The sequence below is a fragment of the Nitrospirillum guanabarense genome, assembly GCF_034653355.1.
In the GTDB taxonomy this organism is placed as follows: Bacteria; Pseudomonadota; Alphaproteobacteria; order Azospirillales; family Azospirillaceae; genus Nitrospirillum.
Window position 1 is genome coordinate 1,257,402 of sequence record NZ_JAYEER010000001.1, and the last position, 21,223, is coordinate 1,278,624.

At 62.6% G+C, this 21,223-nt stretch carries 22 protein-coding genes and 5 pseudogenes; 12 read left to right on the forward strand and 15 right to left on the reverse strand.

Going from position 1 to position 21,223, the window contains the following annotated elements:
* Nucleotides 1-221: 221 nt before the first annotated feature.
* On the reverse strand, nt 222-1,241 hold the full coding sequence (locus UAA55_RS05195) for a LysR family transcriptional regulator (protein ID WP_322951592.1): 1,020 nt from the start codon (nt 1,239-1,241) through the stop codon (nt 222-224).
* Nucleotides 1,242-1,420: 179 nt separating this feature from the next.
* Here UAA55_RS05195 and UAA55_RS05200 point away from each other — a divergent pair, with 179 nt between their 5' ends.
* The 6 genes and pseudogenes from UAA55_RS05200 to UAA55_RS05225 all read left to right on the forward strand — a co-directional run bounded on the left by UAA55_RS05200 (nt 1,421) and on the right by UAA55_RS05225 (nt 7,670).
* Nucleotides 1,421-2,932 carry an aldehyde dehydrogenase family protein gene (locus UAA55_RS05200; RefSeq protein WP_322951593.1) on the forward strand — a complete coding sequence of 504 codons (1,512 nt, stop codon included), beginning with the start codon at nt 1,421-1,423 and terminating at the stop codon, nt 2,930-2,932.
* A 60-nt stretch (nt 2,933-2,992) separates the two neighbouring features.
* A complete protein-coding gene (locus UAA55_RS05205; RefSeq protein ID WP_322951594.1) occupies nt 2,993-4,342 on the forward strand; it encodes an FAD-binding protein in 1,350 nt (449 codons plus the stop codon).
* The gene (locus tag UAA55_RS05210) at nt 4,342-5,733 is read left to right on the forward strand and encodes a carotenoid oxygenase family protein (RefSeq protein ID WP_322951595.1); all 1,392 of its coding nucleotides are present in this window, start codon (nt 4,342-4,344) and stop codon (nt 5,731-5,733) included. The genes UAA55_RS05205 and UAA55_RS05210 overlap by 1 nt, the downstream gene beginning before the upstream one ends.
* 75 nt (nt 5,734-5,808) lie before the next feature.
* Nucleotides 5,809-6,153, forward strand: a pseudogene (locus UAA55_RS05215) (nuclear transport factor 2 family protein); the annotation flags it as partial.
* Nucleotides 6,154-6,215: 62 nt separating this feature from the next.
* Nucleotides 6,216-6,977 (forward strand): SDR family oxidoreductase, encoded by a 762-nt coding sequence (locus UAA55_RS05220; protein ID WP_322951596.1) that lies wholly within the window; start codon nt 6,216-6,218, stop codon nt 6,975-6,977.
* Nucleotides 6,978-7,277: 300 nt separating this feature from the next.
* Complete coding sequence (locus UAA55_RS05225; protein ID WP_322951597.1) at nt 7,278-7,670, forward strand: nuclear transport factor 2 family protein; 393 nt, start codon at nt 7,278-7,280, stop codon at nt 7,668-7,670.
* A 73-nt stretch (nt 7,671-7,743) separates the two neighbouring features.
* Here UAA55_RS05225 and UAA55_RS31185 read toward each other — a convergent pair whose 3' ends face one another.
* From UAA55_RS31185 to UAA55_RS05240, 4 genes and pseudogenes are all read right to left on the reverse strand, one after another.
* Nucleotides 7,744-7,899: a zinc-binding dehydrogenase gene (locus UAA55_RS31185; RefSeq protein ID WP_416235167.1), complete on the reverse strand. Its 156-nt coding sequence runs from the start codon at nt 7,897-7,899 to the stop codon at nt 7,744-7,746.
* 72 nt (nt 7,900-7,971) lie between these two features.
* Nucleotides 7,972-8,232 (reverse strand): annotated as a pseudogene (locus UAA55_RS05230) (transposase); the annotation flags it as partial.
* Nucleotides 8,223-8,432, reverse strand: coding sequence for a hypothetical protein (locus UAA55_RS05235; RefSeq protein WP_322951598.1), 210 nt, complete (start codon nt 8,430-8,432; stop codon nt 8,223-8,225). The gene UAA55_RS05235 and the pseudogene UAA55_RS05230, both read right to left, overlap by 10 nt.
* 91 nt (nt 8,433-8,523) lie before the next feature.
* Nucleotides 8,524-9,405, reverse strand: a complete 882-nt coding sequence (locus UAA55_RS05240; RefSeq protein WP_322951599.1) for an SDR family oxidoreductase — start codon at nt 9,403-9,405, stop codon at nt 8,524-8,526.
* A gap of 145 nt (nt 9,406-9,550) precedes the next feature.
* Here UAA55_RS05240 and UAA55_RS05245 point away from each other — a divergent pair, with 145 nt between their 5' ends.
* On the forward strand, nt 9,551-9,961 hold the full coding sequence (locus tag UAA55_RS05245) for a winged helix-turn-helix transcriptional regulator (protein WP_322951600.1): 411 nt from the start codon (nt 9,551-9,553) through the stop codon (nt 9,959-9,961).
* A gap of 419 nt (nt 9,962-10,380) precedes the next feature.
* On the opposite strand, the gene UAA55_RS05250 is transcribed toward UAA55_RS05245, so the two are convergent.
* On the reverse strand, nt 10,381-10,716 hold the full coding sequence (locus tag UAA55_RS05250; protein ID WP_322951933.1) for an IS66 family transposase: 336 nt from the start codon (nt 10,714-10,716) through the stop codon (nt 10,381-10,383).
* Nucleotides 10,682-11,235: pseudogene (locus UAA55_RS05255) on the reverse strand (IS21 family transposase); the annotation flags it as partial. The gene UAA55_RS05250 and the pseudogene UAA55_RS05255, both read right to left, overlap by 35 nt.
* Nucleotides 11,236-11,489: 254 nt before the next feature.
* On the opposite strand from UAA55_RS05255, the gene UAA55_RS05260 reads away from it, so the two are divergent.
* The 3 genes and pseudogenes from UAA55_RS05260 to UAA55_RS05275 all read left to right on the forward strand — a co-directional run.
* Entirely contained in the window at nt 11,490-11,915 is a 426-nt protein-coding gene (locus tag UAA55_RS05260; RefSeq protein ID WP_322951601.1) for a hypothetical protein, read from the forward strand.
* Nucleotides 11,916-11,944: 29 nt separating this feature from the next.
* Entirely contained in the window at nt 11,945-12,895 is a 951-nt protein-coding gene (locus UAA55_RS05265) for a SphA family protein (RefSeq protein WP_322951602.1), read from the forward strand.
* Between the two features lie 200 nt (nt 12,896-13,095).
* Nucleotides 13,096-13,176 (forward strand): annotated as a pseudogene (locus UAA55_RS05275) (transposase); the annotation flags it as partial.
* A gap of 152 nt (nt 13,177-13,328) precedes the next feature.
* Here UAA55_RS05275 and UAA55_RS05280 read toward each other — a convergent pair.
* The 4 genes from UAA55_RS05280 to UAA55_RS05295 all read right to left on the reverse strand — a co-directional run bounded on the left by UAA55_RS05280 (nt 13,329) and on the right by UAA55_RS05295 (nt 17,827).
* Nucleotides 13,329-14,855 (reverse strand): GMC family oxidoreductase, encoded by a 1,527-nt coding sequence (locus UAA55_RS05280; RefSeq protein WP_322951603.1) that lies wholly within the window; start codon nt 14,853-14,855, stop codon nt 13,329-13,331.
* Between the two features lie 44 nt (nt 14,856-14,899).
* The gene (locus UAA55_RS05285) at nt 14,900-15,844 is read right to left on the reverse strand and encodes an alpha/beta hydrolase (RefSeq protein ID WP_322951604.1); all 945 of its coding nucleotides are present in this window, start codon (nt 15,842-15,844) and stop codon (nt 14,900-14,902) included.
* 31 nt (nt 15,845-15,875) lie between these two features.
* Nucleotides 15,876-16,754, reverse strand: coding sequence for a pirin family protein (locus UAA55_RS05290; RefSeq protein WP_322951605.1), 879 nt, complete (start codon nt 16,752-16,754; stop codon nt 15,876-15,878).
* A gap of 161 nt (nt 16,755-16,915) precedes the next feature.
* Entirely contained in the window at nt 16,916-17,827 is a 912-nt protein-coding gene (locus UAA55_RS05295) for a LysR substrate-binding domain-containing protein (RefSeq protein ID WP_322951606.1), read from the reverse strand.
* 137 nt (nt 17,828-17,964) lie between these two features.
* On the opposite strand from UAA55_RS05295, the gene UAA55_RS05300 reads away from it, so the two are divergent.
* Both UAA55_RS05300 and UAA55_RS05305 read left to right on the forward strand, forming a co-directional pair.
* Nucleotides 17,965-18,582, forward strand: a complete 618-nt coding sequence (locus UAA55_RS05300; protein ID WP_322951607.1) for an isochorismatase family protein — start codon at nt 17,965-17,967, stop codon at nt 18,580-18,582.
* 111 nt (nt 18,583-18,693) lie between these two features.
* Nucleotides 18,694-19,434, forward strand: a complete 741-nt coding sequence (locus UAA55_RS05305; protein ID WP_322951608.1) for an SDR family NAD(P)-dependent oxidoreductase — start codon at nt 18,694-18,696, stop codon at nt 19,432-19,434.
* 217 nt (nt 19,435-19,651) lie between these two features.
* Here the strand turns inward: UAA55_RS05305 and UAA55_RS05310 are convergent.
* From UAA55_RS05310 to UAA55_RS31195, 4 genes and pseudogenes are all read right to left on the reverse strand, one after another.
* Nucleotides 19,652-19,810, reverse strand: a pseudogene (locus UAA55_RS05310) (transposase); the annotation flags it as partial.
* 62 nt (nt 19,811-19,872) lie between these two features.
* Entirely contained in the window at nt 19,873-20,598 is a 726-nt protein-coding gene (locus tag UAA55_RS05315; RefSeq protein ID WP_322951609.1) for a TetR/AcrR family transcriptional regulator, read from the reverse strand.
* A gap of 99 nt (nt 20,599-20,697) precedes the next feature.
* Nucleotides 20,698-21,000: a flavin reductase family protein gene (locus UAA55_RS31190; RefSeq protein ID WP_416235156.1), complete on the reverse strand. Its 303-nt coding sequence runs from the start codon at nt 20,998-21,000 to the stop codon at nt 20,698-20,700.
* On the reverse strand, nt 20,978-21,214 hold the full coding sequence (locus UAA55_RS31195) for a flavin reductase family protein (RefSeq protein WP_416235157.1): 237 nt from the start codon (nt 21,212-21,214) through the stop codon (nt 20,978-20,980). The genes UAA55_RS31190 and UAA55_RS31195 overlap by 23 nt, the downstream gene beginning before the upstream one ends.
* Nucleotides 21,215-21,223: the final 9 nt, after the last annotated feature.

The following is a 21,223-nucleotide window of genomic DNA, read 5'->3' on the forward strand; positions in this document are numbered from 1 at the left end:
ACCACGGCCTGTGAACGTATGGCCCGCCCCGTCCACAGGTGGTTTGACGATCCAGCCTTGATCAGTCTGCTTCTCAGTCTGCTTCAACGTATCCGGCCTAACGCATCGTCGGCCGCGTCGCCGCTTCCGCGATTGGAATGCGCCCCTTGGGGTGGACACAGCGGGTATAAAAGAAAAATTGTTAGCGCGATGCTCCACTCGATTTGGCAAAATTGCGAGGCTCAAGCTAGTGCCTGCTGCGCCCGCTGTGCCGCGCGCATCACTAGTGAGCGGAGCCACCGATGGCCGCGCTGGCTCTCCAGTTCGGGGCTCCAGACTACGTCGAGACCAAATTTGCGTGGCTCTCCGTCGATTTCTATGATCCGCAACGGTGCATGGCGGCCAAGCCATTTGGCAAGCATTTCCGGTACTACGGCGATACGCTCTGACTCCGCGACGGCTATGCCGAGGACTGCATAGTGTTCGAATGCCCATGCGGCATCGTTCTCGAGGTCGGCTGCGGCCGTTAGCAAATGATGGGTATTGCTGGGGAAGTGGACGTCCATCGAAAATTTGAACTGCGGCAACGAGCGGATGCGGTCGGCACCGAGAGTCTCGGGCAAAGAGCTGCCGGCGCGCGCGATGCAGACAAAGCGGTCGTCGAGCAACTCGAGCGAACCATGCGTCTTGCCCAGGTGGCGCGAAAGCGCCCGCGGCAGGATAACGAGGTCCATCTGTGACAGGTCATGCATGCGCTTGATGTCCACGCCGACGAATTCAATACGGTGAGGGGCGTGCAACGCGTCGCAAATCTCTATCATCCACGGGGTCAGGATAGCGCTGACATAGTCCGCGGTCACGATCCGCGCCGTCATAGATTCCACCATAGGGTCGAAAGGTCTGGCACTTGACAACAGTTCATCCAGATCCGCCAAAAGCGATTTTACAGGGCCGATCAGTTCCGCGCTTCTTTCGGTGAGCATCGGGACGCGTCCCGCCATAACGATCAGCTCATCGCCAAATATTGTCCTTAGCTGCCGGATCGCCTGACTCACGGCCGGCTGGGTGAGGTTCAGCTCCCGCGCCGCCTGTCCAATTCTTCTCGTTTCCAGTACGGCGGCCAGGATCGGGAGGAGGTTGAGGTTCGTTCGCCGCAGCCGCATGAGCAATTCGCGGTTGGACAGCGACAGTGAGTTCGACAAGTCGTTCCGATCTCGGTCCGCGTCGATGTGCCCGCCAGGGCGATCCCTCGTCGCCATCATGCTTCCTCCCTCCCTACATCGTTTTCGACGTCAGTATTCGTTGTTCCCTCTTTCGTGCGCCGAGGCAAGCCGGGCCATGCACATAAGTCTTGCTTATGGTTTGCATCACGCATCCGCGGCTTTTGCCACACCGCGCCGTATGGGAAATCCTAGCCGACAAGAATGCTGGGAGGGGCCCGATGCGACCCGTTGAACTTCAGGGCTGGACACAGCCTGCTTATTCGCCCGCCGTGAACCGCCTGCTAGGCCGCAGGCCAGCGCATTTCATTGGTAATGAGTGGGTGGAGTCCACCGGCAATGCGCAGATCGAGGTGATCGATCCGTCCACTTCGAAGATCATCGGGCACATTGCCGATGCGACCGCCGAAGACATTGACCGGGCCGTTCGTGCGGCCCGTGCCGCATTCGACGATGGCCGATGGTCAGGTTTGCCGCCGATCCGGCGCGAGGCGGCGATCAATCGGCTGGCCGATCTGATCGAGGCGAACGCGGGCGAGTTCGCCGAACTTGAAGCCATCGACAACGGCAAGCCGCGCGCGATGGCGGCGGCCGTCGATGTTCCCGGTACGGTGGCGCAATTGCGGTATATGGCAGGCTGGGCGACGAAGATCTCCGGTGAGGTGGTCGACCCTCTCTCTGCCCCAACGGGGGCCTTTCACGGTTATGTTCGGCGGGAACCGATTGGGGTGGCCGGGCAAATCATTCCTTGGAATTTTCCACTGCTGATGGCGGCGTTAAAGATCGCACCGGCATTGGCAGCCGGTTGCACGCTGGTCCTGAAGCCCGCCGAGCAGACATCCCTGACGGCGCTGCGCCTGGCTGACATGGTGCTGGAGGCCGGCTTCCCCGCTGGTGTGGTCAACGTGGTCACAGGCGATGGCCGGATAGCAGGGGACGCGCTGGTCCGTCATCCGCTGGTGGACAAGATCGCCTTCACCGGATCGACCGAGGTCGGCAAGATCATCAACCGCACGGCTACGGACACGCTCAAGCGGGTCACGCTGGAACTCGGCGGCAAATCACCCGTCATCGTGATGCCCGATGTAGAGCTGGGCAGCGCTGCTGCCGGGGCCGCCGGGGCAATTTTCTTCAATGCCGGTCAGGTTTGCGTCGCGGGTTCGCGTCTGTTTGCCCATCGGGATATCTACGATCGGTTCCTTGATGGTGTGGTTGACGCAAGCAGGGACTGGACTCCGCGGCCTTCACTCGATCCGACCGCCAGAATGGGTCCCGTTGTCTCGCGTGAGCAGCATGAGCGGGTGCTGCGCTATATCGATGAAGGCCGTCGGGCCGGGGCTACCGTGATGACCGGGGGCGATGCACCCGCAGCCGAAGGTTATTATCTGAATCCGACCGTACTGGCCGACGTGAACCCGCAGATGAGTGTGGTTCGTGAGGAGATTTTCGGTCCTGTCGTCGTGGTGCAGCGGTTTGACGATCTCCACGAGGTTGCCGCCGCGGCCAATGACACTGCTTTCGGCCTCGGCGCGAGCATCTGGACGCGCGATCTCTCAGTCATGCATCGGCTTGCGGCGAAGATCCGGGCGGGCACCGTTTGGGGCAATTGTCACGGCGTGCTCGATGCCGCGTTGCCGTTCGGCGGTTACAAGCAGTCGGGCGTTGGACGCGAACAGGCTCGCCAAGGGCTTGAAGCCTATACCGAACTCAAGTCGGTCATCATCCAGCTCTGACTTGCCGCGGCTTATCGGACCCGCTGCGACGCAGCTGCCACAAGTACAGGAAACACAACCGTGAGCCAGCAACCTGCCTTGCGAGGTGGAGACCTCGCGCGCGATTTCGGCGGTATGCGTCGGGCCGAACCGGCAATCGTGCGGAGCGTATCGAGCGCCGAGATGGCCTGTGCCGCCATAGCCGAGGCGCAGGTCGCCGGGCTTCAGGTGGCGGTCCGAGGATTGGGCCACTCCTGCAATGGTCAGACCCTCGCTGAGGAGGGGTTTCTCCTCGACTTGTCCGGGCTTGTCGGTGTGGATCATGTGGGCGAGGGCTATTGTGACGTGCTGGCGGGCACCACCTGGGGCGAAGTGATCCGCGGCACCTTGCCGACGGGGCAGGTTCCCGCGGTGCTACCCGACTATATGGGTCTGACCGTGGGGGGCACCGTTTCCATCGGGGGCTTGGGCGGAACAAGCTTTCGCGAAGGCATGATCTGCGAGCAGATGCTGTGGGCAGATGTGATAAAGCCCGACGGTGCGATGGTTCGCTGCTCGTCCGACGAAAACGCCGAGTTGTTCGCGCTGGTGAAGGGCGGGGCAGGGCAGTTCGGGGTTATTGCCCGGCTGCGCCTGAAGCTGGTTGATGCTCCGGCGGAGGTGGACTGCTACCGCCTGTTCTATCGTGATGCAGAAGCGATGGTCGCCGATCAGTTGGCCCTGCTTGATGTGGCGGGTCTATGGCATCTTGGCGGATGGATCCTGCCGCTGCCTTATGGCTGGACGCCGTGTATCGAGGCAGTGGTTCCCGCGGGCTCGAAGGCCATCGGCAAGGCATTACCTGCGCTTTTGGCGTTGCCGACAACAAAGGTGGACCGGCTGTCGCTGGGGCAGTTCTTGCACCGGCTCGAGCTAAATCCCGCCTTCCCTTGTGATCGCGGCAACGACGCCCATGTTCATCCCTGGGCTACCGCTTTCATCCCCGCTGCCAATGCCGCCCGCTATGCAGCTGAACTGATGAGCAGCTTTCCAGCCGATCAGATGGGGCCGGCGGGGGTAATCGAACTGTATCCGGTCCCGGTGTCTCGCCTAGGCCAGATGGGCCAGCGTTGGGGTGGGCAGGGGGTTACCTACATTGCTTCGGCGTTCCCGTGCCAGACCGACACCAGTACCGCGGCTCTAGCCGCAAGCGAAGCCCGCAACCGGCGCCTGTTTGACCTCGCGCTGGAGCTCGACGGGCTCGGCGACCCGCAGGTTGGTGCCCTGCGGCTCAGTGCTGACGACTGGCGTCGTCAGCTCGGTCCCGCCATTGGCTCCCTGCAGGCCGCGCGCCATCACCACGACCCCGAAAACCGCTTCAAACCGCTCCATGGCCTCGGCGGCATCACTGGAGCAGGTCGCGATGCAAACGCCCCAAAGGAGAATGCGTAATGAACCCCCGGATTGTGCCGGAAGGCAATCGCTATCTGATGAATGGCTACGAGCCGGTTGAAGGGGAGATCGAAGCGTTCGATCTAGCCGTTACGGGCTCGATTCCGGCTGATTTGGATGGCCGTTTCCTGCGTAACGGCCCCAACCCAATCACCGCGCAGGGTAGCCGCCATCACCTGTTTCAGGGCGAGGCCATGGTGCACGGTGTGCGGATCCGGGGCGGCCGGGCCGAATGGTACCGCAACCGTTGGGTACGGCAGGCCGCCGTCACCCGCCAGTTGCATGAACCGCCGCGCAAGGCCACGGTCTATGGCGGCATGGACGTTCCGGTGAACACGCATGTGGTTGGCCATGCTGGGCGCACGCTCGCGCTGGTCGAGATCGGGACGCTGCCCTACGAATTGGACGGCGATCTGGGCACGGTGGGCACCTGGGATTTCGAGGGCACGCTTCCGGGCGGCTTCACCGCGCACCCCCACTGGGATCCGGACACGGGCGACATGCACGGCGTGGCCTACTTCCCCGGAATGCCGATGGTGCAGCATATCGTGGTCTCGGCCGCAGGGCGGGTGACAAGGGTGGAGCATGTCCACGTCCCGCACTGCCCGATGATCCATGATTTCGCGCTGACCCGAAACTACGTCCTGATCTACGATCTCCAAGTCGGGTTCGACCCGTCTGTGGCGGCATCGGGCGCGTTGATCCCCTATCGTTGGGACCCCGAATATCAACCTCGCATCGGCTTGTTGCCGATCAACGGCGCAGCTAGCGAAATCCGCTGGTTCGACGTGCCATCGCTGTGGATCTTCCACACCGCGAATGCCTTCGAAGTCGGCAATACTGTCGTGCTCTACGCAGTGACACATCCGCGAATGTGCGCCACGTACCCTGGGTCGGTCGAATACAATGGCGCGCCGCGCTTCGAAAAGCTTGTATTCGATCTCGACAGCGGCACCGTTACCCGCGAGGTGGTCGACGTCCGCCACCAGGAGTTCCCGCGCATCAACGATGTCTTCACCGGGCGGCCCAACCGCTATGTCTATATGATGTCGAACGAGGATCTCGCAGACTCGTTCATCGCGCGCGACGAAACGGTGGCACCGGATGCGCGCAGCAATCGGCTGATCAAGTACGATCTCGACCAGGGCACATCGACTGAGCGGCTCTACCGGGAGCGCGCTATCATCGGCGAGCCAATTTTCGCTCCGACAAGCCCGGCGAAGGGGGAGGACGATGGCTACATCCTGCTCTCAGCCTCCGATCCGGACCGCGGCGCGACCGACCTGCAGGTCCTTGACGCGCGCGACATCACCGCGCCGCCGCTCGCCACCATTCACCTGCCCGCCCGAATGCCAATCGGCTTCCATGGCAGCTGGATACCGTCCTCATAAAGATATAAAAAAACATAAGGGAGAAACAATGAGCCGTACAGAGCAGGAGCAGAAGAATTCGACCTCTGCGTCGAATTCTACGAGAAGGTGATCTGCGAGAAAAATCCGCGCATTATCAAGAATTATATCGCCGATCGCTATATCCAGCACAGCAGCATCCCCATGGCTGATGATTACGAGGGCGTCTTCAATTTCATCAGCTATCTCGAGCAAAACCAGAAGAACGCCAAGGTACTGATCCGCGACGTGTTCGTGGATGGTGACAATGTAATCTTCTTCGTTCGTGTGGAGGAAGAGAACAACCCGACGCCGCGCCTGTATGTGGATCGCTTCCGCGTCGAGAATGGCCGCATCGCCGAGCATTGGGACATCGGTCAGGATCTCCCTGCTGACCTGCCGCACGGCAACGGCGTGTGGTGAGCGTCGCTGGCGCGCTGCTCGGCGCGCCAGAACGTTCCGCAGCATTCAGAAGGGGAGTAGAGATGCATCCCAGGTTTGGCGGCAAGAACGTTGTCGTAACGGGTGGCAACAGTGGCATTGGCCTCGCCACCGCCAAGGCTTTCGCGGCAGAAGGCGCGCACGTCGCGATCGTAGGGCGTAATGCGAAGACCTTGGAAGAAGCCAGGACCGAGATTGGCGGAGACACCGTTGCGATCCAGTATGACATGGCCGACATCGCGGGCCTCGCAGGGCTGGTGGATCAGTTGGTAGGCGCCTTGGGCCGGATCGACGTGCTCTACGCGAACGCCGGCATCGCTTCGGTCGCTCCATTCGAGACCGTGGACGAAGCGCTGTGGGACAGCCTGTTCGCCATCAACCTCAAGAGCAACTTCTTCCTGGTGCAGAAGATCGCGCCTCATATGCCTCGCGGTAGCGCAATTGTCCTGTGCGCCTCGCTGGCCGGGGTTCGGATTAATCCCGCACTCAGCGTCTATGGCATTACCAAGGCCGCTCTGCGGCATCTTGGACGCACGCTGGCAGCAGTGCTGTTACCCCGAGGCATTCGCGTCAACACGGTTACCCCCGGACTGATCGCCACTCCGCTGACGTCCCGCACGCCGGGCGGTGGGGAGGACTTCGGCGGGGACGAGATTCTGAAGTCGCTGACCGAGTTGACGCCGATGAAGCGCGCCGGGTCGGTGGAAGAGGCGGCCCAGGCGGTGCTTTATCTCGCATCCGACGAGGCAGGCTACATGCTCGGCCAGGAGATCGTCATCGATGGCGGCGTTGCCAGCCTCGGCTGAGACGTCCATACCCCGGGAACCATTCATGCGCGCGATTGAGTTGCGACCGGGGGACCTGAGGAACGGAAGCTGCTCGAACAGCCTGTTCCGGTACCTAGGGAAGGGGAACTACATGGATCATGGCGGCCGCAGCGACGACCGTTGGACGGTGCGGCTCTCGGTCCCAATCTGCTGGACACCAACTACTGGACCGCCTCGCCGTCCGCCGCCTTCAAATACTGACCCATTTTAAAAATTCCCGTTTTCGGGCGTTGGCGGCGCGCTGCGCGCCCGGACCGGGAACAACTGTCGGAGACTTTCATGAAATACGAAGATTACCTCGCGGCCTACAACCTGGGCGACGACGCCCGCCTGATCGACACCTTCTTCCACCCCGATGCGGTGATCGATGGGCCGGACCAAAGCTTCGCCACCTCAGCGGACTTCCTGCGGATGCTGCAGTTCGTTCATCATGGAGTTGACGAAACGCTGACTCCGCTCGCCGTGCTTGAGAGCCGGGACCTGATCATAGCTGAGCTCGATGCAACCTTCACCGCGCGGATCGAGAGACCAGACTTTCCCTTTGCCTCGCTCGGTCCTGGCGACAACCTGACCATGCGCTTCTTCGCTAGGTACCACCTGCGAGCGGGCAAAGTGGCGCGCATGTCACTGGCGTGCTGGCTCCCCGCAATGCGGGGCCTTCCGGCAGCCTGACCCTTAGCTCGCGTGGTCAAAAAAAGCCCGGCGCGATCGTGCCGGGCTTCTCGTAACGTGATCGCATGCGCGCTCAGGTAATCAGAACGATCTTGCCCACCGTTCCCCGCCCTCCCAGCAGGCGATGCGCCTGGCCCGCTTGGTCGAGCGGCGGCACTTTCGCAACGGACAGGCGAAGCCGTCCCTGCGCTAACCACTCCGCCAATTCAGCGAAACGGCGCGTTATCAGTTCGGGGGCGGCAAGAAAGCCGCCAAGGTAGAAGTGATCTGCCCATCACCAAGTTTGCGCAGAGCCTAAACGCACCCGGCAGCGCTGCCGGGTGGCGCAGAACACCTTGGCGACGGCGGCCTTGATGCCCTCATCGGCGTCAGAGATCACCAGCTTGACGCCCTTCAGCCCCCGGCGTTTGGGCTTGCGCAGGAAGTCGGTCCAGAAGGTTTCCGCCTCCGAGGGGCCGATGTCCATGCCCAGCACTTCACGGCGACCGTCGCTGTTGACCGCCATGGCGATGGTGACGGCGACCGAGACGGTGCGCTTGTCTTGGCGGACCTTCACATAGGTGGTAACCGGGGGCTCCAGTAGCGATCGACCGCGGAAGCGTCGCGGTCGATGAACACTGCCTTGACCGCCGCGAGAACCAGCGCCTTGTTGCTGGCTGTTTCGTCGGCGCGGGCGAGTGCGGCGAGATTAGCTCCGGCGATGATCATCGCGGCCAGGGAGGCCTTCACAAGGCTACGCATTGCGGTTCTTTGGCGCAGCATCACGTCTGCCTCCTTTCTCCAGGCTTCGTTGCACGGCAGGCCTTTGAGCTGGCCTCCCGCCCTGTCGGGTGTGGGAGGCCAGCTCGGCGCCTTAGCCGACGAGCGCCGGTTTGACGGCCTCAAGGAAAGCCCGCAGCGGCCGTGGCCGCAGACCTGTCAGGCGCTCGACGGTATCGGTCGGCGGGGTCAGGCCGCCGTTGCGCGTGTTGGCGTCGAACGAGACCAGCAGCGGAACCAGAAAGTCGGGGACGCCGGCCTGTTTCATACCGCCGGCAAGCTGTTCATCGGTCACCTGCATGACCTGGATGGGCTTGCCGACAACGTCGGAGACGAGCGCCGCGATCTGTTCCGTCGTCAGCGCCTCAGGTCCGGTGACGTCGAGCGTCAGGCTTTCATCTGAGCCGGACGCCAGTGCCGCCGCCGCTACGCGGGCGGCGTCTTCGCGCGCCACATGGGCGACCTTTCCCGCGCCGGCCGAGGTGAACCACAGGCCAGAGCCGAGTACGCTGGGCAGGGACATCATGAGGTTTTCCTGATACCAGCTGTTACGCAGGATGGTGTAGCCGAGCCCGCTTTCTTTGATCGCCGTCTCGGTGCCGAAATGGTCTGGTGCAAAGATGACCGCAGAACCCGGCTCCGGTTTCGGCATCGATGTATAGACGAGGTGCTTGACGCCCGCGGCCTTGGCCGCGGCGACCGCTGACAGGTGCTGCTCCAGCCGTCGTCCCGGCCGATCCAGGGCGTCCGTTGAGATGATCAGCACCCGCCCTGCGCCGGCGAAGGCGGTGGGCAGCGAGGCGGCATCATCGAAATCGGCCCGGCGCACCTCGACCCCCTTTGCGGCAAGGTCGGCGAGTTTGGAAGGATCGCGTGTCGTCGCGATGATGTGGCCGGCGCCCGACGCGAGAAGGTTATCCACGACGGAGCGGCCGAGCTGGCCGCCGGCGCCGGTCACGAGAAGTGGTTGGGGCATTGGATACTCCTGTCTGGGTGCATTCGAATTGGTCGTTGAATGCAGACCGGTTGCTGGTCTACAATCGTAACTAATATTCCGTTTGACTATGCTAACTGTAAAGGCGGCACTTTTTTCGCCCATAGTTACATAGAGGGAACCATCCATGCCCCGACACACGAAAGCCCCGCCCGATCCGTTCTTGAAATCACTTGACGACATCCGCGCCGAAGGCTTTTCGCCGGACAACTGCCCGATCCGAGACGTCATGTCCCATATCAATGACAAATGGTCGGTGCTCATCCTCATTGCCCTGCAGGATCGTCCGCATCGGTTTGGTGAATTGCGCCGTGCGCTTGCCGATATCTCGCAGCGCATGCTTACCCAAACCCTTAAGGGGTTGCAGCGCGAAGGGTTGCTAAGCCGCACGGTCTTTCCGACCACACCGCCGGCCGTCGAGTACGCCCTGACACCTCTTGGTCTGTCGCTGCTGCCCGCGCTTGGCGCTGTCATTCGTTGGGCCGAAGCCAACCAAGCCACGATCCATGCCGCGCGAGCGGCATTCGACGAGGCATGAAGTGCGCTTACGGAAATTTCCCAACACAATCTCTACGATATTCTTGCCTTCCTGCGGCTTGGCCAAAACGTGTGAACCGTAGGGACTGCTTGACCCGTTGGCGGTATCGCGCTGTCTTCGCGTTCGCCATCGCTGGTCACGGGGATGGGGACTGCTTACCGGCGATGGCACGCTCCGCGAACTGGCCCTTGCCGAGCAGATCGATATGCACGGCGCTCTCTGGCTGTTCGACCAGTTAGCAGATGGCCACCATGTCAGCTTTGATCGGTTACACATTGGCCTCAGCAATATTCCGCACACCACAGGTGCCGATTGCCTGCAACGAGGTGCGACGGCGGCTGACACGCTTCTCCCGCGGCTGAAGCCGCTTTTTAATGCCATGAGGAGTAGGAGGAGGAAAAGCCCAGGCGGTCTGCCGATCAGGCTTGTCTGGCGACAAGGGTGGGCAGGCTTGGGATGCCGACCGTTTCAGGGACGTCGAGCCTGTGGCCGAGATAATCCCGGAAGGAGATGCGGAGTTTTGCGCATGTCTTGGCCAGGCCGAGGAAGGCGTCGCGGTATTGCCGGCCTGTGTCGCTGCGGGTGGCGCCGCTGATCTTGCGCTTGGTGACCTGGCAGCGGATGTCGTTTTCCGAGCCGTTGGTGTGAAGCGGGATATCGGGCCGGTCGAGGGCCATCAGCAATTCCGGCTCGTTGGCGTGGAGGCGGGCGAGCAGCCAGCAGCTCCTCCGCCAAGGCGACGTAGCGCTCGCCACCCAGGATGACTGGGCATGCTCGAAGCCGGACCAGGGCAGGCGGAAGTGGTGGAGCTGATGATCGAGCGCGCAACCAGCGACACGCACGCCGAGGTCGCCCATCTCCGTGAAGTCGGAGAAGCCCAGCCGGCCGGGCTCATGCGTCTGGCGGAAGATCACCTCCCGTTCCGCACCATGAACCGCCCGCCAGGCGCGGATCCGCCGCTCCAGGGTCCGTCGCACCCCAGGGCTGAGGTCGGGGTGGCGGCGCATCAGCTCCTCGAACACGCCGATCGGCCGCGGGCCGGGCGCCGCCTTCAGCAGCGGCACGACCTCGTTGTCGAAAATATCCGCCAGGGGGTCGGGGCGCCGACGGCCACGCTCCTCCGGCCGCACCGAGGGGAGCACCGGATCGTGCAGGATCCGATACCCGGTCGCCGCGCTGAAGCCCGCCTTGGCCGCCGCCGCGGTCACTGGCATCGTTTGCCGCAACTTCATGAATAGCCTCATCTGATGGTCGTTGACGTGGCGGCCGGGCAATCACGGGGCATCCTCTGGAAATCCGAGATGCTCCCTCTTTACCCGGCCGACCTCGACCATCCGCAGCACCCAAAAGGCCACACCAGCAGCTGCCCCGGCTACGGGCTCTCATCCTGTTTGTCGCACGGCAGAGTGGCTTTCTTCCTGCATCGAGTGTCGTCCTTATAGCTGCCATAAGTATTTTTGCCGTATCGACGGCGTTGGTTCAGATGCATGTTGTTCCGACAACAAAATGTTAAGGGAGAAGACCTTGGATGCGATTGCTATTGCAATTGCGGATGCTAAGGTTCGAACAAGTTAAATATTCCTCGGCTGTTAAGAAGACGCTTTTGCGTCGCCCCGCGCTCTTTATCAACAATGAGTGGATGGCGTCGACGCATGACGTGACTTTGTCGGTCATCTATCCTTCTTCTGGTGGGGAAATTTCCCAGATTGCCGATGCATCCGACGCCGATTTCGACAGGGCAGTCGGTTGCGCGCCGGGCTTTCGACGATGGCCGCTGGGCCGGCCTACCATCGGCCGCACGCGGGCGTTCGGGCGCGGCTCCCGGTCCATTCCGGGGCGGGGCCGTCGCCGAGCGATGACCAACTACTATTTAACAACTCTACCACACCCGGCTGCCGAATTGCATAGCCTGTCAAGACGGCCAAGTAGAGGCGGCGGCTGGGATCTCGCCTAAGTCCACTACAAACAAGAAAATGGGGAGGAATGGTGTTAAAATATTGGGCCGCGTCGCTCTTTTGTATTTCTTCCGTCCTGGCCATGCAACAAGCTAAGGCTGCGGACGAGCCAAACTCGAACATGGGTAACACAAGCTTCTACGATGGTCTGCCGGTTCCTGGGGCTGGGGATTGGCACTACATCGGCTATCAGATCACCTATTCCGCCGATAAAATCACTGACGCCAATGGTAAATATCTAAAACTACCTAATCAGGACACCAGAATCAACAGCCTGATCAATCAGCTTATGTATACTCCAGAATGGGGTCGCTTCAGCGATGGTCATTTCGTCTTCGATTTTTTGCTTCCTATCTTTGAAACAGCAGATATTGATGATGGGTTGCAGAATAAAATTTTGAAAGCTCAGGCAGGTATTGGCGATGTGATGCTTGGCGGTGGCTACCAGTTCGAGCCGATCATGGGAGAGGACGGACCTGTTTTCTCGCAGAGGATCGAGCTGGATTTCTTCTTTCCCCTAGGCTCCTATAGTCCCAAATACGCCTTCAATCCGGGAAGCAATGCCGTCACGTTCAATCCGCACTACGCGTTTACCGCATTTGTCACGCCCAGCCTCTCCATCTCGGCGCGGCTTAGCTATCTTTGGAATGCCCAGAACAACCGACCCTGGGTTGGATATCAGGATGCTAAGTCATCCCAGGCTGGCCAAGCCTACAACATCAACTTGGCCATCGGATACACCCTGACCCCGACAGTGACCGTCGGTTTCAACGGGTATTTCTTCAAGCAGTTCACCGATCTCAAGGTGGATCATGCTCGCCTGCCGGGACAAAAAGAGCAAGTTCTGGGCATCGGGCCGGGCATGATGGTGAGTCTTAACAAGAACAATTTCTTCTGGATAAATTATTACCAAGAAACCTTGGTCGAGAATCGTTCAAAAGGCAGCAAAGTGGTAATTCGTTTCGACCACGAGTTCTGAAGCGCGCCGGGATTATCGGAGGCTGATTGTTGTGCGTCATGCCGCCAAGGTTTGGTTGTCGGCGGCAGCATAGTGGCGCGTTCGGCTTCAGCTGGCGGGATAGTCTCGATCGGCGCCGGCAAACGGCGGTGATTGAACCAGTCGCCCCACTTCACTGGAGAAAATCACCTCGCTGTTCACAGGAGGGGCCGATCAAGGCGTGGATCATCGACGACACGAGCTTTCCGAAGAAGGGTCGGTATTCGGTCGGCGTGACGCGTCAGTATTGCGGACAGCTCGGCATCGCGCCAGGGGCCTATCCGCTCTGCGACCGCGTGGAACAGCATCGACCCGATAATAAGGGGCTCGGGCGCGAGCGAGGGCAGCAGGGTGCCGGCCACAAGCTGCATCACCCACTCGACGCCCTTGTCCCGTAGATCGCCTTCCCCGGCGATCATGACAGCAGCTTCCGGCTGATCGCCTCAGCCATCATGATCGTGGTGACGTTGGTCGGTGCCGATACGATGTCGGGCATGATCGACGCGTCGATGACGTGGAGGCCTTCCACCCCACGCACCCTACCCAGGCTATCGACCACGGCCGCCGGATCGCCTTCGGCACCCATGGGCACGGTCGAGGTCGGATGGGAATAGCCATCGATCTGCGCGATGATCGCCCGCTCCAGGGCGAGGTCGTCCTGGACATCGTCCCCTGGCGCCATCTCGAACGCGATCGTGTCGCTGAACGGAGCGGCGCGCCCGATCTTGCGCGACAGCCGGACGGCCTCCTTCATGCGCCTGAGGTCGCTGGGGTCATCGAAGAAATTGAAGCGGATGAGCGGCATCGCCCTCGGGTCACGGCTGGCGAGCCGGATCGAGCCGTTCGACTTGGGCAACGTCACGGCGCAGGCCAGCACGATTGCGCCGCCTGTCGGGCTCAGCGCGGGATCGAAGATGTGCGTGCCCGAGACATGCAGGTCGAGTTCGTCCGGCCCCGCTTCGGACGAGTTGGTCCAGATGATCGCGCCAGCGACGGGCGTCATGGAGGAGACCTCCGGCTTCAGCGCGTAGACGTTGTAATAGAATGGGTGCTCCTTCAGCCGTTCACCGACTGGCGCGTCGACCAGCACCGGGATGCTCAGTTCCCGAAGATGAACGGTGGGTCCGATCCCGGAGCGCATCAGGATGGCGGGGCTGCCGTAGGTGCCTGCCGAGAGGATCACCTGTCCGGCACCGATCTCCTCACCGCCGACCAGACGGATGCCGGTGGCCCGCTTGCCTTCGAACAAGACCGTGTCGATCTCCGCTCCGCCACGGATGGTGAGGTTCGGGCGCGCGCGGACCTCGTTGGTGAGATAGGCGATGCCGGTGTTGATGCGGTGCTCGTCGACGACGTTCAGCGGATAGGGCGAGACCCCGTTCTGCTCGGCGCCGTTGAAGTCCTGAATGCGCGCCAGGCCGACCGCCTCCGAGGCTTGCACGAAGGCGCGCATGGAGGGCGTGATCTCCTCCATGGTCCGCTGCCGGATCGGAAACGGCCCGGTTCGCCCGTGCCAGGCATCGTCGCCGGTCGGCGTGTTCTCCAGCGCCTTGAAGATCGGGAAAACATCATCCCAGGTCCATCCCTTGACGCCCATCGCCGTCCAGCGCGCGAAATCGGAGGGGCGGCTGCGCATCGCGACGGCGGCGTTCACGCCCGAGCTGCCGCCTAGCACTTTCCCACGGATCGCGTTCACGTCATGCCCGAACGTGGCGCCATCCTGCGTGTGGTAGCCCCAGCCGTGCGCGGCGTCGCCGCCGACCCGGTTCGCATTGGCGATCACGTCGGGATAGGCCGAGGGCGCATAAGCGGCGCCGGCCTCCAGAAGCAGCACGCGCCGGCTTATATCCTCACTCAGGCGACGTGCGAGGACGGCGCCGGCCGAGCCGCCGCCAACGATCACGACATCATGGTGGGTGTCCGATGAAAGCTGGGTTGCCATGGGATCTCCATCAGATCTCGACCGGCCATCGGGCGGCGGGTCGCTCAGGGGGTGAAGGCGCGGATGAGGAAGCGGCTGGCGCGGTCAAGCGCGTCGCGGCTGCTTTCGAGATGGGCGACATCGAGCTGGAAGACGTGATGCATCCCCTCCCAGACCTCGAGCTCGACCGCGACGCCGGCCGCGGCGGCCTTGGCCGCGAATTGGCGAGAGTTGTCGAGAAGACGCTCGGCGGTGCCGACCTGGATCAACAGCGGCGGCAGGCCGGCCAGGTCGCCGTGCAACGGCGAGGCGAGCGGGTCCGTGGCGGCATAGGCGCCGAGATATTTGGTCGCGCAGTCCCGCAGGTAGTCGTAGCCGATCAGCGGGTCGACCAGTCCTGAATCCGTCATCGACCCGCCGGTGAAGGCGAGATCGGCCCAGGGCGAGAAGACCACCCCCGCGATCGGCTTGGCGATGTCCGACCGCCTGGCGAGTTGCGCCATGGTGACCAAGGACAGGCCGCCCCCGGCGGAGTCACCCACGATCGCGATCTGGGAGTAACCGTGGCCGATCAGGTATTCATACGCGGCCAAGGCGGCGTTCGGGGCCGCCGGCAGGGTCGCCTCCGGCGCCAGGGGATAGTCGATCGTCAGCGCGGGGATGCCGGTCCGGCTGACGATCTGGCTGACGAAGCCGCGATAGGCCTGGGCCGTACCCAGGACATAGCCGCCGCCGTGAATGAAAAGGATCGCCCGTCCGGCGGCGGGCGTGCGCGCTGGGCGCACCCACCAGCCATGCACCTCGGCGGTGGTGACTTCCTCGACAGTGGCGCCGGCCGCCAAGGGGCTGGCCGCGATGAAGGTGTCGTAGATCGCGCGCGGCGCGCCGGTGGCGGTGCCCCAGAAGTGGGCGAAGTGGGCCAGCAGCGCCGCTTCGCGCCCGCGCTCCGCCGCCGATATCCAGGGCACGTTCGTCTCGGTGGGCCGATCGGCCTTTCTGAGGTCGGTCATCTTTCGATCTCCTATGGATGGGTTGATGGGATCAGGTGGGAACGCGGCCGAACTTGCCTCGCGCGAAATCGGCGAGCGTGCGGCGGACGTCGTCGGCCGTCGACATGACCAGCGGCCCCTGCTTCACGAACGTCTCGTGGATCGGCTTGCCGGCCATCAGCACGAAGTGGGCGGGAGCCTTGGCCGTCATGGCCACCTCGATGGCCAAGCCCGCCTCGACCGTTGTGGCCGTGCCGGCGGGCAGGACCCGCTCCTCCGCGTCGGTGGCGACCGTCACCGTACCCGACACGGCATAAATCCATGCCTGCCGCCCTTCCGGCAGCGCGTGGCTGAACCGGCCGTCGGCGGCGAGGAAGCCGTCGAGCATCGTCATCTCTTCGGGCGTCCCGGTCTCACCCTTGACGCCGCCGCTCGCGCCCAGAACGACGCGGACGCGGTGGCCGCCGCCTTCGATCATGGGCACGTCGCCGGCATCGACCCGCAGCGAACGGGCCGGGCATTTCTTAAGACGCTCGGGCAGGTTCACGAAAACCTGCAAGGCATGGACGCGCGAATTTTTCGCGGGCTTTTCCTCGTGGGCCGCACCGCTCGCGGCCGTCAGCCAGTAAAGGTCGCCGGCCTTCAATTCGATATTGTGTCCCAAGGTGTCCCGGTTGAGGAACACGCCTTCGCTGTCCTCGAACATGGCGGTCACCGCCGAAATTCCGGCGTGAAGGTGCGGCTCGAAGGTCGGCGCGGTCATGACGAAGTGATCCACCATCAGCAGCGGATCCATCGCCCCGGCGAACATTTCCTCCGAGAAATGCCGGGCCGAAAAGCCCGAGCCAATATTGTGCGGGACGCCCAAGACGATTTGTCCAAGCCGCTGGGCGGTTCCCCCGGTCTTTTCGATGTTTGCGATGCCATCCATGGCGGTCACTCCAACAACCTGTCTGATGCCGCGATTATGAACGGGACAGACCGGCCGGGAAGTCGCCAAGTTTGGAACTTAACGTCCAAATGGTTGCACGCTGGACGTGGGCGTAATGGCGGGCGCGGGGCCAGAGGTCGCCCTTGTCCAACCCGCCAGCCCTACATGAGCACGCGCTTGGGAAATTCCGCCGACAGATGGTCAAGAAACGCCCGTACGGAGGGTAGCAGACCCTGACGGTATGGGATGAGCGCGGTCAGCGTGGAATCGCCGGCAAGCCAATCCGGCAGGATGCGCTCCATGGCGCCCGAATGGACCTCCGCCCGGCAGATGTAGCCGGGAAGCGCGACCACGCCCAAGCCCTTGATCGCGGCCTGCTTCAGCCCAACCATGTCATCCCCGAGCAGGCGCGGGGTAAGTGGCACCACGATCTCGTCGCGCTTTTGGCGTGCGTGACGCAGCCGCCACACGGGCTCCACGCCCGTCCGCATCATGAACAACGAGGGATGCTGCTGCAGATCCTGCGGAGTCTTCGGCGCGCCGTGTTTCTTCACATAGTCGGAACCCGCGAACAGGAACCAGGGCGCGGGCGCGAGGGTCCGCTGAACCAGGTTGGAGTCCGGCAACGGGTCGGAGTGCGCCCGGACGGCCAGGTCGTAATTCTCGCCCACGATGTCGACGGTGCGATCGGCGGCATGCGCGACGACATTGACTTTCGGGTGTTGGACCAAGAAGTCGGCGATGATGTCCGCAAGCGCGAACTGCATCGTCGCCGTGCCCGCCGTGCACCGGACCGTGCCCCTTGGCTCCGTCAGGCGCCCACGGATCGTGGTCTCGGCCAATTCCGCCTCCCGCAGCATGGCGACGGCGTGCCGATAAAAGTCCTCACCGGAATCGGTCATGCCGAAGCGCCGCGATGTGCGATTGAGCAGGCGCACGCCAAGCTCGTTCTCAAGCTGCTGAATGCGGTGGCTCAGCGTCGATTTCGGAACGCGCAGCGTCCGACCGGCCGCCGTGAAGCCGCCCCGATCAACGATTTGGACGAAGTAGAAGAAGTCGTTCAGGTCCAGCATCACCACCCCCTTCGTCCATTGCCATGGACGTTAAGTTGCGATTTAGACGTCTTCTAGGCCGCTCGTCCACCCCCTACCTTCCAGCCATCACGAACCATGATCGTGAGCCGGACCCAATCATTGGCTGGAGAGTGGAAATGACGAACCGTATCTATGAGCCGCTGACCAAGGACAACGCCGCCGTGATCCTCGTCGATCACCAAGTCAATCTGATGACCGGCGTGCGTGACTATGAGACGGGCGAGCTTAAGCACAACGTCGTGGCGCTTGCCCGCGCGGCCAAGGCGCTCAGCCTGCCCATCGTCGCCACCAGCACCGCGCGCGATACCCTGTGGGGCCCGACTTTCCCCGAGCTTGTGGAGGCGCTGGACGGCATCGAGATCGTCGACCGCTCCACGGTGAACGCCTATGACGATCCCCGCGTGGCCGCCGCGATCGAGGCGACCGGCCGCAAGAAGCTGATCTTCGCGGGCATTTCGCTGGAGGTCTGCGCGGGCTTCCCGGCGATGACGGCCGTGGCCAAGGGCTATGACGCCTACATCGCCGTCGACGCGTCGGGCACCTTCAACCGCACCAAGCACGACGTGAACCTGTTCCGCCTGCAGCAGGCCGGCGTGATCCTCTCCGACTACGCGACCTTCATGGTCGAGATCCTGAAAGACAATGCCGCGCCGGAATCGGCCGCCGTGTACGACGCCCTGGACATGCCCTGGGCCAAGCTGGTCGGCCAGATCGTCGCGACCTACGCCAAATAAGTGGCGCCAAACAAGACGGCGCCGTTCCAGCAAACCGCCCCCACAAAACCCAACCGGTGTCCATGGGCCGCCGAAGGCGCGGCCCGCTCCGGGGATTCAATGGAGATCGCAATGTCATCCCTTCAAGGAAAACGCGCTTTCATCACGGGTGCCAGCCGTGGGATCGGCGCCGCCATCGCCCGCCGCTTCGCCGCCGAGGGGGCCGCAGTCGCGATTGGGTACGAGCGGTCAGCCGATGCCGCTAACGCCATTGCGCGGGAGATCGAGGCGGCGGGCGGCCGCGCCTTCGCGGTTCAAATGAACGCGGCGGAGCCCGCGTCGATCAAACAGGCCGTCGATCACGCCGCCTCCGAACTCGGCGGCCTGGACATCCTCGTCAACAATGCCGGCATCATCAGTTACGGCACTGTCGAGGAAGTCACGCTCGAACAGATCGACGTCATGCTGGCGGTGAACGTCCGGGGCGTGATCCTCGCGACCCAAGCGGCCCTGCCGTACATGTCCGAGGGCGGCCGCATCATCTCGACCGGCAGCAATCTCGCGGACCGCGTGCCCGACGCCGGCAAGGCGCTCTATTCCGCCAGCAAGGCCGCGCTGATCGCCTGGACCAAAGGCGCGGCGCGTGACCTGGGGCCGCGTGGGATCACCGTCAACCTCGTGCATCCGGGGTCGACCAACACCGACATGAACCCCGCCGTTGGCCCGCATGCCGAAGCCCAGCGCCAGCGGATGGCGATCAAGGAATATGGCAAGCCCGAGGACGTCGCCGCGCTATACGCGTTCATCGCCAGTGATGAGGCCCGTTCGGTGAACGGCACGGGCTTCACCGTCGATGGTGGGGCGAACGCGTAACCTCCGCCGGCCACCGCCCCGTAGGCGCTGAGCAAGGCCCTGTGGCTGATGGCCCCGACGACGATGATCGTCGTCGGGGCGGAGTTCATCATGGTCGGGCTCGTCCCACTCATCATTATCCCGTTCGTGGACACTTCTCACCCTCACAGGCCAAATCTCCCGCCATCTTCAGCCAGCGGTATCACGGCTGAAAGGCGGCCCTCGGCGGAGGGGTATCCACCCGCAGGCTTTCCTGGATCAGCGCCGCCCGGCGTTCCTCGCCCAGGCGCTGGCGCCAGCGGGACGTCGACGACCAGTCGAAAGGCAGGTCGTGGCGGAAGACCTCCTCGCCGCAGAAGAACTGGAAATAGGGGTTCTCCGTCCAGCGGGCGGCCAGCACATCGTCAGTGCCTCGGCAATCATTCACAGACGACCCATGAGGGAAGTGAATTTCGATAATTATCCGAATCTGCCGCTGCTCCCGACAGCAGCAGGACCTGGTGATGACCAAGGATCGCGCCACCAGGATAGCCGATCGGGAGCTGCGCCACGGATGAATATCGTGGCATCGACGACCAGCGATTGGGCCGCTTCCCGTGTCAGGCCCAGGCCAATGAGGATCATGGTCGTGACTTCATCGACCAAGCCTCTTCTCGGGCTGCTTGAGGTGGCAATGGATCGGATCGTCTCACGCATGGCACCAATCGCGACAATCCTGGCCGCTTCCGCGTCGACGAAGGTCACCGCTTGATCGGCAAGGGAGTCGGCCAAATGAATGGTCAGGCCTTTGATCAGAACTCCATCCGCACGGAGCAAATCGCTTCGGGCTATGAACGCAGCCCAGGTCGGATCAAGCACGCTTCGCAGCAGGAAGAGATGGACCGATACGGTAAACAACAGAATGGGCCTCATCTGCGCGGCAACCAGACCCTTGAGGCTATCGATCATCTCATCGACAAGCTCACTGGCGCGCGCCTCGATCGCCTCATCGACCGAGTTGAAGTACTTATAGAAGGTCGCGCGTGACACATCGGCGCGGGCAATCACCTCCTCGACAGTAGGGGGGCCGCTAAGAACATGACCAGCATAGCACTCCATCACGGCTTGTAGCAGCCGAGCCACCATGCGCTCGCGCCGCACTTTCGCTACACGCACACGATGATTTCCGTTATCAGATCCCGACACGTTTATGATCCCGGCAAAGTCTGGTCGCGACCATAAGCGATGAGTTGTCGAATGTAACGGCACAATCGGCAAGTTGCAGTGTCGGGTTCTGCCCTTTGGCTAGGCGGCCGTCGCCAGCCGGCTGAGCTGACCATACGCGCCTTTGTGAAAGAGCAGGGGCTGGGCGGCATGTTCCGTTGCCAACGAAACAACCAGCCCGACAGCGATAAAATGGTCGCCGGCGTCATGGACGGTGTGGAGTTGGCAGTCGATCCAGGCAACGACACCGTCGAGTATCGGCAGGCCCAGTCCAGAGGCTCGGTATTGTATGCCGGTAAACTTGTCATCAGCCGGCGCCGCGAATTGCCGGCATATGCTTTCCTGATGTTCGCCCAGCACGTTAACGCAGAAACGGTTCCGCATTACGGATTCTTTGCCAAGTTGACGATCGCCGGTCCGGAAAGAATGCGACCAGGGGCGGGTCGAGGGATACGGACGTGAAGGAACCCACCGACATACCGACCGGCCGGCCGTCCGGCTCCGTGGACGTGATCACGCACACCCCGGTCGGATAGTGACCGAGCACGGTCCTGAAGGTCGCGCTATCAATCATGGAACACCTCCCATTCGACATCATAATATACAC

Coding starts and splice junctions, on each gene's coding strand:
- UAA55_RS05225 (WP_322951597.1), top strand. CDS start 7,278: ATGAAATACGAAGATTACCTCGCGGCCTACAACCTGGGCGACGACGCC.
- UAA55_RS05260 (WP_322951601.1), top strand. CDS start 11,490: ATGCGATTGCTATTGCAATTGCGGATGCTAAGGTTCGAACAAGTTAAA.
- UAA55_RS05265 (WP_322951602.1), top strand. CDS start 11,945: ATGGTGTTAAAATATTGGGCCGCGTCGCTCTTTTGTATTTCTTCCGTC.
- UAA55_RS05200 (WP_322951593.1), top strand. CDS start 1,421: ATGCGACCCGTTGAACTTCAGGGCTGGACACAGCCTGCTTATTCGCCC.
- UAA55_RS05240 (WP_322951599.1), bottom strand. CDS start 9,405: ATGCCCCAACCACTTCTCGTGACCGGCGCCGGCGGCCAGCTCGGCCGC.
- UAA55_RS05220 (WP_322951596.1), top strand. CDS start 6,216: ATGCATCCCAGGTTTGGCGGCAAGAACGTTGTCGTAACGGGTGGCAAC.
- UAA55_RS05295 (WP_322951606.1), bottom strand. CDS start 17,827: ATGCTGGACCTGAACGACTTCTTCTACTTCGTCCAAATCGTTGATCGG.
- UAA55_RS31190 (WP_416235156.1), bottom strand. CDS start 21,000: ATGCGGAACCGTTTCTGCGTTAACGTGCTGGGCGAACATCAGGAAAGC.
- UAA55_RS05300 (WP_322951607.1), top strand. CDS start 17,965: ATGACGAACCGTATCTATGAGCCGCTGACCAAGGACAACGCCGCCGTG.
- UAA55_RS05280 (WP_322951603.1), bottom strand. CDS start 14,855: ATGGCAACCCAGCTTTCATCGGACACCCACCATGATGTCGTGATCGTT.
- UAA55_RS05195 (WP_322951592.1), bottom strand. CDS start 1,241: ATGATGGCGACGAGGGATCGCCCTGGCGGGCACATCGACGCGGACCGA.
- UAA55_RS05285 (WP_322951604.1), bottom strand. CDS start 15,844: ATGACCGACCTCAGAAAGGCCGATCGGCCCACCGAGACGAACGTGCCC.
- UAA55_RS05290 (WP_322951605.1), bottom strand. CDS start 16,754: ATGGATGGCATCGCAAACATCGAAAAGACCGGGGGAACCGCCCAGCGG.
- UAA55_RS05305 (WP_322951608.1), top strand. CDS start 18,694: ATGTCATCCCTTCAAGGAAAACGCGCTTTCATCACGGGTGCCAGCCGT.
- UAA55_RS05210 (WP_322951595.1), top strand. CDS start 4,342: ATGAACCCCCGGATTGTGCCGGAAGGCAATCGCTATCTGATGAATGGC.
- UAA55_RS05245 (WP_322951600.1), top strand. CDS start 9,551: ATGCCCCGACACACGAAAGCCCCGCCCGATCCGTTCTTGAAATCACTT.
- UAA55_RS05235 (WP_322951598.1), bottom strand. CDS start 8,432: ATGCTGCGCCAAAGAACCGCAATGCGTAGCCTTGTGAAGGCCTCCCTG.
- UAA55_RS31195 (WP_416235157.1), bottom strand. CDS start 21,214: ATGATGTCGAATGGGAGGTGTTCCATGATTGATAGCGCGACCTTCAGG.